The organism is Telluria beijingensis (assembly GCF_030770395.1).
In the GTDB taxonomy this organism is placed as follows: domain Bacteria; phylum Pseudomonadota; class Gammaproteobacteria; order Burkholderiales; family Burkholderiaceae_D; genus Telluria; species Telluria beijingensis.
The window spans coordinates 2,384,574-2,396,594 of record NZ_CP132480.1 but is presented as its reverse complement, the minus strand read 5'-3'; the positions used below and the strand labels follow the sequence as shown (position 1 = coordinate 2,396,594).

The window sequence follows — 12,021 nt, the reverse complement described above, 5'->3', positions numbered from 1 at the left end:
AAGCCCGCCAGTATTGACGTTCTGGCGCGTCCGCGACGTAGCGGATACTCGACGTCGTACCCGCGAAGGCGGGTACCCAAGCCTGCATACAGGCGTCGATCGCCAACGCCGCCTTTACGCGAATGACTTGGGTACCCGCCTGCGCGGGCACGACGTTCTGGTGCAGCGAAAAAAAACAGGCGCCACGTGGGCGCCTGCTCCATGAACTGCTTAACGAGCTTAGTGCTTGACCACTTCGCCCTGCCCTTCGCTCGGGCTTGGCGCCACGGCGACGGCCGGCACATCGGGCAGCGCTTCCGGTTGGCGCTCCAGCGCGACTTCGAGCACCTTCTCGATCCAGCGCACCGGGACGATCTCGAGCTTGTTCTTGACGTTGTCCGGGATTTCGGCCAGGTCCTTCACGTTCTGCTCCGGGATCAGCACCGTCTTGATGCCGCCGCGATGCGCCGCCAGCAGCTTCTCTTTCAGGCCGCCGATCGGCAGCACTTCGCCGCGCAGCGTGATCTCGCCCGTCATCGCCACGTCGGCGCGCACCGGGATGCCGGTGAAGGCCGAGACCAGCGCGGTCGTCATGCCGATGCCGGCCGATGGACCGTCCTTCGGCGTCGCGCCTTCAGGAACGTGGATGTGGATGTCGGTTTTCTCAAACACTTCGTTCCTGATGCCGAAACGCTGCGCACGTGAACGGACCACAGTGCGGGCTGCCTCGATCGATTCCTTCATCACGTCGCCCAGGGTGCCGGTGCGGATGATGCCGCCCTTGCCCGGCACGTTGACGGCCTCGATGGTCAAGAGGTCGCCGCCCACTTCGGTCCACGCCAATCCAACCACCTGGCCGATCTGGTTCTCTTTCTCGGCCACGCCGAAGTCATAGCGGCGCACGCCCAGGAATTTATCCAGGTTCTTGGCGTTGACGATCACGCGCTTCTCGGCCGCGGTCGAGCCTTTTTTCAGCAGCAGCATCTTGACCACCTTGCGGCAGATCTTCGACACTTCGCGCTCGAGCGAACGCACGCCGGCTTCGCGGGTGTAGTAGCGGATAATGTCGCGGATCGCAGACTCTTCGACCTTGATCTCGTCTTCGCGCAGGCCGTTGTTCTTCAACTGCTTCGGCAACAGGTAGCGCTGGGCGATCGAGGTCTTCTCGTCTTCGGTATAACCCGACAGGCGGATGACTTCCATCCGGTCCAGCAGCGCCGGCGGGATATTGAAGGAGTTCGAGGTCGCCACGAACATCACGTCCGACAGGTCGAAGTCGACTTCGAGATAGTGGTCCGAGAACGTGTGGTTCTGTTCCGGATCCAGCACCTCGAGCAGGGCCGACGACGGATCGCCGCGGAAGTCGGCGCCCATCTTGTCGATCTCGTCGAGCAGGAACAGCGGGTTGCGCACGCCGACCTTGGCCAGCGACTGCAACACCTTGCCCGGCATCGAACCGATATAGGTACGGCGGTGGCCGCGGATCTCGGCCTCGTCGCGCACGCCACCGAGCGCCATGCGCACGAACTTGCGGTTCGTGGCGCGCGCGATCGACTGGCCCAGCGAGGTCTTACCGACGCCCGGAGGACCGACGAAGCACAGGATCGGGGCCTTCAGCTTGTCGACGCGCTGCTGCACCGCGAGGTATTCCAGGATGCGTTCCTTGATCTTGTCGAGGCCGTAGTGATCCTGCTCGAGCACGTTCTGGGCGTTCTCGAGGTCGGCGGTAACCTTCGACTTCTTCTTCCATGGCAGCGACACCAGGGTATCGATGTAATTGCGCACGACCGTCGCTTCGGCCGACATCGGCGACATCAGCTTGAGCTTGCGAATCTCGGCCTGGGCTTTTTCCAGGGCTTCCTTCGGCATCTTGGCGGCGATGACTTTCTTCTCGAGCTCCTCGATATCGGCGCCCTCTTCGCCTTCGCCCAATTCCTTCTGGATCGCCTTGACCTGTTCGTTCAGGTAGTACTCGCGCTGCGATTTCTCCATCTGGCGCTTGACGCGGCCGCGGATACGTTTTTCGACCTGCAGGATATCGAGCTCGCCTTCCAGCTGGCCGAGCAGGTGCTCCAGGCGCTTGGCGACGTTGAAGATCTCGAGGATCACCTGCTTTTGCTCGAGCTTGAGCGGCAGGTGGGCGGCGACGGTATCGGCCAGGCGGCCGGCGTCGTCGATGCCGGCCAGCGAAGCCAGGATCTCGGGCGGAATCTTTTTATTGAGTTTGACGTACTGGTCGAACTGCTGGACGATGGCGCGGCGCATCGCTTCGACTTCGGAATCGTCGCCGATTTCCGAATTGAGCGGCGTCAGGTCGGCCACGAAATGGGTAGCGCCATCGGTAATATTGTCGATGCGGGCGCGTTGCGAACCTTCGACCAGCACCTTCACGGTGCCGTCCGGCAGCTTCAGCATTTGCAGAATATTGGCCACGCAGCCGATTTCATAAATGTCGGCGGCAGAAGGTTCGTCCTTGGCGGCAGCCTTCTGGGCAGCCAGCATGATGCTCTTGCCCTGCTCCATGGCGGCTTCGAGCGCCTTGATGGATTTTGGACGGCCAACGAACAGAGGTATCACCATATGCGGGAACACAACCACATCGCGCAGCGGCAGAAGCGGCAGCGTTGTTTGCTCGGTCAATTTCGAAGTTGTCATGGCATACCTTATAGAAAGCGTGTTGCTGAAGTTGGGCGCTGGACAGTCGAAACTCAAGACCGCAAGCAAAAATATTTTCTACAAGTAAAAGAACGTCTACTTGCCGGAGAATATAGCCCTTCCAATAAAAGACCGATTCTAAATAAAAAAAGCCACTGCGCGGCGCACCGCGAGTGGCTTTTCGATTGAAGCCTGGCTCTTTTATTGAGATCGATTGTACCGAGTTAAGTCCACACGGCAAGCCTTTTGTGACATCCGTGTGGCGTTTTTTCAGTTCTCTCCGGAAGCCTTGGCGGTTTCGCTATAAATCAGCAAAGGTTTCGCGCCATTCGTGATCGTATTTTCATCGATCACGACTTTCACCACATTTTGCTGGCTAGGCAACTCATACATCACGTCCAGCAGCGCGTGTTCGAGAATCGAACGCAGGCCGCGGGCGCCGGTCTTGCGCGCCAGCGCCTTCTTGGCGATTGCGTGCAGCGCGGCAGGACGGATTTCGAGTTCGGCGCCTTCCATCTCGAGCAGTTTCGAATACTGCTTGATCAGCGCGTTCTTCGGCTCGATCAGGATCTGAATCAGCGCCTCTTCGGTCAGCTCGGACAGCGCAGCCACCACCGGCAGGCGGCCGACCAGTTCAGGGATGAGACCAAATTTAATCAAATCCTCTGGTTCGGCTTCGAGCAGGATCTCGGCGTTATAGCTGTCGTCAAGGCTCTTGACGGTGGCGCCGAAGCCGATGCCGCTCTTGACCGACCGGTTCTGGATCACCTTGGCCAGGCCATCGAAGGCCCCGCCGCAGATGAACATGATGTTGGTCGTGTCGATCTGCACGAAGTCCTGGTTCGGATGCTTGCGGCCACCCTGCGGCGGCACCGAGGCCATGGTGCCCTCGATCAGTTTCAGCAGCGCCTGCTGCACGCCCTCGCCCGACACATCGCGGGTGATCGACGGATTGTCGGACTTGCGCGAAATCTTGTCGATCTCGTCGATGTAGACGATGCCGCGCTGGGCTTTCTCGACTTCGTAGTTGCAGCTTTGCAGCAGCTTCTGGATGATGTTCTCGACGTCTTCGCCGACATAGCCGGCTTCGGTCAGCGTGGTCGCGTCGGCGATCACGAACGGGACGTTGAGCATGCGCGCCAGGGTCTGGGCCAGCAGGGTCTTACCCGAACCGGTTGGGCCGACCAGCAAGATATTGCTCTTGGCCAGTTCGACTTCGTCTTTCTTGCCCAGGTGCTTGAGGCGCTTGTAATGGTTGTACACCGCGACCGACAGGATGCGCTTGGCCGTTTGCTGGCCGATCACATACTGGTCGAGCAATTCGGTGATTTCGTGTGGCGTCGGCAGGTCGGACTTGGCGCCCGCCACCGTTTCGACGTTCGACGTTTCATCGCGGATGATGTCGTTGCACAGGTCGATGCATTCATCGCAGATGAATACCGACGGTCCCGCGATCAGCTTCTTGACTTCGTGCTGGCTCTTTCCGCAGAAGGAGCAGTACAGAAGTTTTTCGCCGCTGGAGGATTTTTTGTCTGACATGGGGGCAGGACTCTATTGAATTGCTGTGAATATAACGCTTATACGAGCATGCAACAAGTGCGAGTGTGACATGCCATCAACGCAGCGCAACTCGTGCACGTACGAACATGCTACCCGAAATAAAAAACAAACGCCCGAACGTGATCGCGTCCGGGCGTTTTTTTTCCAACACCTCTTACGAGGTTCAGGCTTGGCCGCGGCTGGTCAGGACCTTGTCGATCATGCCATATTCGACGGACTCCTCAGCCGACATGAAGCGGTCGCGGTCGGTGTCCTTGTGGATTTGCTCGATGCTCTGGCCGGTGTTGTCGGCCATGATGCGCGCGAGGCGCTCGCGCAGGTACAGGATCTCTTTGGCCTGGATTTCGATATCCGAAGCCATACCCTGCGATCCACCGGAAGGCTGGTGGATCATGACGCGCGAGTTAGGAAGCGAGAAACGCTTGCCCTTGGCGCCGGCGGCAAGCAGGAACGCGCCCATCGACGCGGCTAGGCCGGTGCACAGGGTCGACACGTCCGGTTTGATGAAATTCATCGTATCGAAGATCGCCAGGCCGGCCGAGACCGAACCGCCAGGGGAGTTGATGTAGAGCGAAATATCCTTGTCAGGATTTTCACTTTCCAGGAACAGCATCTGGGCGACGATCAGGTTCGCCATCTGGTCGTTGACAGGGCCGACCAGGAAGATCACGCGCTCTTTCAAGAGGCGCGAATAGATGTCATAGGCGCGCTCGCCGCGCCCACTCTGTTCGATCACCATCGGCACCATGCCGAGTGCTTGTGTATCCAATGCCGGATTACGAATCATACCTGTCTCGTTCCTTAAAAAAAGGCCATGGAAAAAAATGCCGGCCACGCAGGCCGGCATTTCGACGCTTATCAGGCCTGCGGGACGCTGCCCATCAGTTCATCGAAAGCGATGGTCGTGGTCGACACTTTCGCCTTGCCGAGTACATAGTTGACGACGTTTTCTTCCAATACAAGAGCTTCGACTTCGCCCAGGCGACGACGGTCGCTGAAATAGTACTTGAGGACTTCTTTCGGGTCTTCGTAGCTTTGCGAGAAGTCGTCGATCTGCGCCTTCACCTGCTCTTGGGTCGCTTGCAGGTTGTTGTCGGCGACCAGTTGCGACAGGATCAGGCCCAGGCGCACGCGGCGCTCTGCCTTGTCCTTGAACATCTCGGCCGGGAATGGCAGCTTGGAGACGTCCATGCCGCGCTGCGACATGTCCTGGCGGGTCATTTCGGCCAGACGCTCGGAATCCTGCTCGATCATGACTTGCGGCACGTCCAGTTCGGTCGACTTGACCAGGGCGTCCATCACGGCTTCCTTGTTACGTGCTTTGACACGGGCCCGCACTTCGCGTTCCAGGTTGACCTTGATGTCTTCGCGCATTTTCTCGATCGAGCCGTCTTCGATGCCCAGCGATTGTGCGAATTCGGCGTCGACTTCCGGCAGGTGCGCCCACTCCAGCTGCTTCAGGGTGATGGTGAACTCGGCGGTTTTACCGGCGACGTCCTTGCCATGGTAGTCCTCCGGGAAGGCCAGCGGGAAGGTCTTGGCTTCGCCGACTTTCAGGCCGACGGTGGCGGCTTCGAATTCCGGCAGCATGCGGCCTTCGCCCAGCACGAAGGCGTAGTCGTCGGCCTTGCCACCGGCGAACTCGACGCCATCCAGGGTGCCGACGAAGTCGACGGTCACGCGGTCGCCATTCGCAGCGACGGCTTCGCCGCCGGTGCCGTGTTCGCCTTCTTCGCCCTTGGTGTGGTAGTGCACGCGCTGCTTGCGCAGGATGTCGATGGTCTTGTCGATCTCGACGTCGCTCACTTCGGTGGCGACGGTCTCGACTTCGACGGCGGCCAGGTCGCCGATCACGACTTCTGGATAGACTTCGAAGGTGGCGTCGAAGGACAGGGTGCCTTCTTCAGCGTCTTGCTTCGGTTCGATTTTCGGGAAACCGGCAACGCGCAGTTCGTTGGCGACGGCGGCTTCATTGAAGGCGCGGCCGACCTTGTCGTTCAGGACGTCGGTTTCGATCTGGTAGCCGTACTGGGCGGCGACCATTTTGAGGGGGACTTTGCCTGGACGGAAGCCCGGGGCACGGGCCGTCTTGGCCTGCTGTTTCAGGCGCTTTTCGACTTCGGTACGGACGTCAGCGACCGGAAAAGAGATCGTCAAGCGACGCTCGAGTTTACCCAGGGTTTCGACTGCAGTTGCCATTGTAAAAATCGTCCAAAAAAATAATTATTCGTGGTGCGAGGAGGGGGACTCGAACCCCCACACCATTGCTGGCGTCAGGACCTAAACCTGGTGCGTCTACCAATTTCGCCATCCTCGCTCAGGATTGCATAATTGCCACAAAAACAAAGGACGACCGACAGTGAAACCGGCCGCCCTGCACTCCAATGTTTAGGGGCTACAACTTCAAACGATTATTTTACTGGAATTTCTGACACTATTGGGCATCATTTTTAGGAGTGCGGGGTGTTGCGTAAGGCTGAGCTCTAAGTGTCAGCTTCAATACGTCGTTCCCGCGCAGGCGGGAACCCAAGTTTCTACGCACAGTGACGCAATATGCGCAGGCGGCAACGCTCGCAAACTTAGGTTCCCGCCAAGGCGCCCGGCGAGGGCGGGAACGACGTGCGAATGCTAGCGGTTCAGGGAGATATCGCTCTGCTCGGGCTTTTTCACCCGGAACCACAACGCATACAGCGCCGGCAAGAACAACAATGTCAACGCCGTCGCCACGATCAAGCCACCCATGATCGCCACCGCCATCGGCCCCCAGAACGTCGACCGCGACAATGGGATCATGGCCAGCGCCGCCGCGGCCGCCGTCAGCAGGATCGGCCGGCAACGTCGCACAGCCGACTCCACGATCGCATCCCACGGATGGCTGCCATTGGCGATATCGTGCTCGATCTGATCGACCAGGATCACCGAGTTACGGATGATCATGCCGAACAGCGCAATCACCCCCAGGTTGGCCACGAAGCCAAAGGGACGATCGAGGATCAGCAGCGCCATCGCCGCCCCCGCAATGCCCAGCGGCCCGGTCAGGAACACCAGCAGCGAACGCGAGAAGCTGTGCAGCTGCAGCATCAAGAGGGTGAAGGTGATGAACAGCACCAGCGGCACATTGGCCATGATCGAGGCTTCGGCCTCGGAACTGTCGGCCGCGGCGCCCTCCACCACCACCCGGTAACCGGCCGGCAGCCTGGCGCGGATGTCGCCCAGCTTCGCATTGACCTGGTCGGTCACGGTCGGGCCCTGGATGCCTTCCACCACGTCGGACTGCACCATGATCGCCCACTCGCGGCCTTCGCGCCAGACCACGCCCGGCTCCCACACGAACTGCACCCGCGCCACCTGGCCGATGGTCACGGCGCGCCCACCGGCGGTCGGCACCAGGGCCTCCTGCAGGCGGGTGATGGTCGAACGTTCTTCCAGCGGCTGGCGCACCACCATGTCGATCAGGCGGTTCGACTCGCGGAACTGGCCGATCGGGGTGCCGGTCAACGTCGTCTGGACCACGCGCCGCACCTGTTGCGAGGTCACGCCCAGCGCGCGCAGCTTGTCCTGGTCGAGGTCCAGGCGCAGCACCTTGACCGACTCATTCCAGTTGTCGTTGACGCCCTGGGTATTCGGGTTGGCCGCCATCACTTCCTTGACCTGGTCGGCGATGGTGCGCACCACGCCGATGTCCGGGCCGAGCACCTGGAACTGCACCGGATACGGTACCGGCGGCCCGTTCGGCAGCAGTTTCACCCGGCCGCGCACCTCGGGGAAGTCGGTCTTGAAGACCTCGACGATCTTCAGGCGCAGGCGCTCGCGCGCTTTCGTGTCGACGGGCAGCACCACCAGTTGCGAGACGTTCGACTGCGGGAAGATCTGGTCCAGCGGCAGGTAGAAGCGCGGGCTGCCGGTGCCGACATAACTCGTCACGCTCTGCACGCCTTCCTGCTTGGCCAGGAAGGCCTCGAAACGCTTGACCACCGCCTCGTTGGCGGCGAAGCTGGTGCCTTCGGGCGACCACAGTTCCACCATCAACTCGGGGCGGCTCGAATCCGGGAAGAACTGCTTCTCGATGAAGTTGAAGCCGAACACGCCCAGCGCGAACACGCCCAGGCTCAGCGCGATCGTGGTCTTGCGCCATTCGACGCAGCGATGCACGAGCCGGCGGAAGCGCTGGTAGCCGGGCGAGTCGAACACGTCGTGGTGGCCGCCCTCGCCCGCCGCATGCGGCTTGACCTTCAGGAGCAGGAAGCCGATATACGGCGTGAACGTCACCGCCACCACCCACGAGATCAGCAGCGCCAGCCCATTCACCGAGAACATGGTGAACGTGTATTCGCCGGCCGCCGATTCGGCCAGGCCGATCGGCAGGAAGCCGGCGGCCGTGATCAGGGTCCCGGTCAGCATCGGCATCGCGGTCGATGTATAGGCGAAGGTGGCGGCCTCGAAGCGCGACAGGCCCTCTTCCATTTTTCGCACCATCATCTCGACCGCGATGATGGCGTCGTCCACCAGCAGGCCCAGTGCGATGATCAGGGCGCCCAGCGAGATCTTATGGAGCGAGATGTCCAGCATGCGCATGAACAGGAAGGTAATCGCCAGCACCAGCGGGATCGACAGCGCCACCACCAGGCCCGGATAGACGTCGACCCGCCACTTCGGCTTGGTGTGCAGGCCCAGGGCCAGGAAGGACACGACCAGTACGATCACTACCGCCTCGATCAGCACCTTGACGAATTCGCCGACCGAGGCCGTCACGGCCTGCGGCTGGTCGGCCACCCGTTCGAGCTCGATGCCGACCGGGAGCTGGGAACGGATGCGCGCCACCGTCTCGCTCATACCCTCGCCCATGGTGATGATATTGCCGCCCTTTTGCATCGACACGCCCAGGCCGATGACTTCCTTGCCGTTGAAGCGCATCTTGTCCGCCGGCGGATCCTGGTAACCGCGCTTGACGGTGGCGAAGTCGCCCAGGCGGAAGGTGGTGCCGCCGGCGCGCAATTGCAGGTCTTCGATCTGGCCCAGCGTGCGCAAGGCGCCCGTCACGCGCACCTGCAGGTTGTCGGTCGGCGTGACCAGCACCCCACTTGCTTCTACCTGGTTCTGGGTCGCGATCTGGTTGACGATCTGCTCGAACGGCACGCCCAATTGCGCGAATTTTTTACTGGAGAACTCGATATACACCTTCTCGTTCTGCACCCCGAACTGCTCGACCTTGGCCACCAGCGGCACGCGCAGCAGTTGCTGGCGCACGAAGTCGGCGTAATCCCGCATCTCGGCATAGGTGAAGCCGTCGCCCGACAGGGCGAAGATGGAACCGTAGGTGTCGCCGAATTCGTCGTTGAAGAACGGCCCGATCACGCCCTGCGGCAGGGTGCCGGCGATATCGCCGATCTTCTTGCGCACCTGGTACCAGGCCGGCGCCGTCTCGGCGGGCGGCGTCGATTCGCGCAGTTCGAGGATGATGGTGGTCTCGCCCGGCTTGGAAAAGCTGCGGATGGTGTGGATATAGGGCGTCTCCTGCAGCTTGCGCTCGAGCGGGTCGGTCACCTGCTCCGCCATCTGCAAGGCGGTGGCGCCCGGCCACACGGCGCGCACCACCATCGCGCGGAAGGTGAACGGCGGATCCTCGTCCTGGCCCAGCTCGAAGTAACTGAGGATCCCGAACAGCATACAGGCGGCGATCAGGAAGCGCGTGAGCGGGATGTGCTCCAGCGCCCAGCGCGACAGGTTGAAGCCCTTCATTTCCCCGCCCTGCCCGATTCGTCGCCCGACACGAGCGCTTCGGTATCGGCGCGGCGCGACACGTCGGCCGTGAGGATGCGCACCTTCTGGCCATTCCTCAGCAGGTTGACGCCCGCGGTGACCACGTTCTGGCCGGCGCGCACCTGGCCCGTGACCAGCACATCGTTACGTACCTGGCCCACCACCTGCACCGGCACCAGCTTGACGGCGCCATTCTCGACGATCCAGACCGCGCTCGCGCCCTTGTTCTGCACCAGGGCCGTCAACGGCAGGCGCAGGCCGGCCGCGCCATTGCCACCGGTCGCCAGTTCGACGGTCGCCGTCATCCCCAGGCGCACATCGGCGTTGTCCGGCAGCGCTACCTTGACGGTATAGGTGCGGGTGGCCGGATCGGCCACCGGCGACACCTCGCGGATCTTGCCGGGGATGGCGACCGACTCATTGGCCCACAGCCGCACCACGACGTCGCCGGCGGCGCGCAACTGGCCGACTTTATCTTCGGGGATGCCGATCACGACTTCCTTCTCTTCGGTACGCGCCACCCGCACCACCGGCGCGCCGGGCTGCACGACCTGCCCCGTTTCGGCCTCGATGGCCGTCACCACGCCGTCGGCATCGGCCGCCAGGCTGGTGTAGTTGGACTGGTTCGATTGGCCGCGCAGGCCGGCGCGGGCGGCGTCGACATTGGCCTGGGCCGCCCTCAATGCGCTCTGCTTGGCGTCGAGCACTGCCTGGCTCACGAAGTTCTGGGCCCGCAAATCCACGTGGCGCTTATGGTCGGCGCGCGCCAGGTCGCGCTCGGTCTCGGCTGCGCGCAGGGTGGCGCGGGCCTGGCTCTCGGCCAGGCGCAGGTCTTGCGGATCGAGCCGCATCAGGACGTCGCCGCGCTTGACGGTGGCGCCGACGTCGACCTTGCGCTCGACGATCTTGCCGCCCACGCGGAAGCCCAGTTGCGATTCGTAGCGCGGACGCACGTCGCCCGAGAATTCCAGGCGTTCGCCGGCGGTGTCGGCGGCCAGGGTCAGCACCCGCACCGGGCGCACATCTTCAGCGGGAGGGGCCGGCTTGGAACAGGCGAGCAGCGCGGCGGCGGCGAGCGGCGCCAGCACGGCCGCGCGCAGGGCGGGAGAAGAGAATCGGGCAAACACGATGGCAATCCTTTGGCTTGTCTGGCGGCGTCTCGGGCCGGAGCCGGTGCTGCGAAAGCGCCAGTTTGTAATCCAGCAATTATAATCATGCAAACAGATAACACGATGACTTTAGAGTCATCCGTCCAAAATGGCCGTAGACCACTACGAAAACTTCCCTGTCGCCTCGATCCTGCTGCCGCGCCGCCTGGTGCCGGCGGTCGAGGCGATCTATGCCTTCGCGCGCAGCGCCGACGACCTGGCCGACGAAGGCAATGCCACGCCCGACGAGCGGCTCTCCGCCCTCGCGGCCTATGAACAGGAGCTGGACCGGATCGCCGCCGGCGCCGCGTCGATCGACCCGATGTTCGCCCGCCTGGCCGGCGTGGTGGCCCAGTACCGGCTCGCGCTCGAACCGATGCGCGACCTGCTGTCGGCCTTCAAGCAGGACGTCGTCACCCAGCGCTATCAAGACTACGCCAGCCTGCTCGATTACTGCCGCCGTTCGGCCGATCCGGTCGGGCGTATGATGCTGGCGCTGTACGGGGCCGACGACGCCACCAATCTGCGCGAATCGGATGCGATCTGCAGCGCCCTCCAGCTGACCAATTTTTTGCAGGACGTGGCAATCGACCTGGAGAAGGGGCGCATTTACATCCCTTTGGAAGACCTGGCGCGTTTCAAGGTGAGCGAGGCGGCGCTGCGCGCGGGCACCGTCGACGCGCCATTCCAGGCCCTGATGCGCTTCGAGGTCGAGCGCACCCGCGCGCTGATGCTGCAGGGCGCGCCGCTGGCCAAGCGCCTGCCGGGCCGCATCGGCTGGGAGCTGCGGATGATCGTGCAGGGCGGCCTGCGCATCCTGGACCGGATCGAGCATGCCGGCTACGACGTGTTCCGGCGCCGCCCAGTGCTGTCGGCGCCCGACTGGTGCATGGTGGGCTGGGGCGCCTTGCGCATGTGA

7 protein-coding genes and 1 tRNA gene are annotated in these 12,021 nt (G+C 62.3%); 1 reads left to right on the top strand and 7 read right to left on the bottom strand.

Annotated elements, in window-relative coordinates; genetic code table 11:
* Positions 1 to 219: 219 nt before the first annotated feature.
* The 7 genes from lon to Q9246_RS10630 form a co-directional block, all read right to left on the bottom strand.
* Complete coding sequence (lon, locus tag Q9246_RS10660) at positions 220 to 2,634, bottom strand: endopeptidase La (RefSeq protein WP_306397526.1); 2,415 nt, start codon at positions 2,632 to 2,634, stop codon at positions 220 to 222.
* A 270-nt stretch (positions 2,635 to 2,904) separates the two neighbouring features.
* On the bottom strand, positions 2,905 to 4,173 hold the full coding sequence (clpX, locus tag Q9246_RS10655) for an ATP-dependent Clp protease ATP-binding subunit ClpX (RefSeq protein WP_306397525.1): 1,269 nt from the start codon (positions 4,171 to 4,173) through the stop codon (positions 2,905 to 2,907).
* A 184-nt stretch (positions 4,174 to 4,357) separates the two neighbouring features.
* Positions 4,358 to 4,981: an ATP-dependent Clp endopeptidase proteolytic subunit ClpP gene (gene clpP / locus Q9246_RS10650; RefSeq protein ID WP_005671146.1), complete on the bottom strand. Its 624-nt coding sequence runs from the start codon at positions 4,979 to 4,981 to the stop codon at positions 4,358 to 4,360.
* Positions 4,982 to 5,052: 71 nt separating this feature from the next.
* Positions 5,053 to 6,393, bottom strand: a complete 1,341-nt coding sequence (gene tig / locus Q9246_RS10645; RefSeq protein WP_306397524.1) for a trigger factor — start codon at positions 6,391 to 6,393, stop codon at positions 5,053 to 5,055.
* A gap of 31 nt (positions 6,394 to 6,424) precedes the next feature.
* Positions 6,425 to 6,511: transfer RNA gene (locus Q9246_RS10640), tRNA-Leu, on the bottom strand.
* Positions 6,512 to 6,822: 311 nt separating this feature from the next.
* Positions 6,823 to 9,933 carry an efflux RND transporter permease subunit gene (locus Q9246_RS10635; protein ID WP_306397523.1) on the bottom strand — a complete coding sequence of 1,037 codons (3,111 nt, stop codon included), beginning with the start codon at positions 9,931 to 9,933 and terminating at the stop codon, positions 6,823 to 6,825.
* Positions 9,930 to 11,081 carry an efflux RND transporter periplasmic adaptor subunit gene (locus tag Q9246_RS10630; protein ID WP_306397522.1) on the bottom strand — a complete coding sequence of 384 codons (1,152 nt, stop codon included), beginning with the start codon at positions 11,079 to 11,081 and terminating at the stop codon, positions 9,930 to 9,932. The genes Q9246_RS10635 and Q9246_RS10630 overlap by 4 nt, the downstream gene beginning before the upstream one ends.
* 130 nt (positions 11,082 to 11,211) lie before the next feature.
* Between Q9246_RS10630 and hpnC the strand changes: the two genes are divergently transcribed.
* Positions 11,212 to 12,021, top strand: a complete 810-nt coding sequence (gene hpnC / locus Q9246_RS10625) for a squalene synthase HpnC (protein ID WP_306397521.1) — start codon at positions 11,212 to 11,214, stop codon at positions 12,019 to 12,021.

Coding starts and splice junctions, on each gene's coding strand:
- clpP (WP_005671146.1), bottom strand. CDS start 4,981: ATGATTCGTAATCCGGCATTGGATACACAAGCACTCGGCATGGTGCCG.
- Q9246_RS10635 (WP_306397523.1), bottom strand. CDS start 9,933: ATGAAGGGCTTCAACCTGTCGCGCTGGGCGCTGGAGCACATCCCGCTC.
- clpX (WP_306397525.1), bottom strand. CDS start 4,173: ATGTCAGACAAAAAATCCTCCAGCGGCGAAAAACTTCTGTACTGCTCC.
- tig (WP_306397524.1), bottom strand. CDS start 6,393: ATGGCAACTGCAGTCGAAACCCTGGGTAAACTCGAGCGTCGCTTGACG.
- lon (WP_306397526.1), bottom strand. CDS start 2,634: ATGACAACTTCGAAATTGACCGAGCAAACAACGCTGCCGCTTCTGCCG.
- hpnC (WP_306397521.1), top strand. CDS start 11,212: ATGGCCGTAGACCACTACGAAAACTTCCCTGTCGCCTCGATCCTGCTG.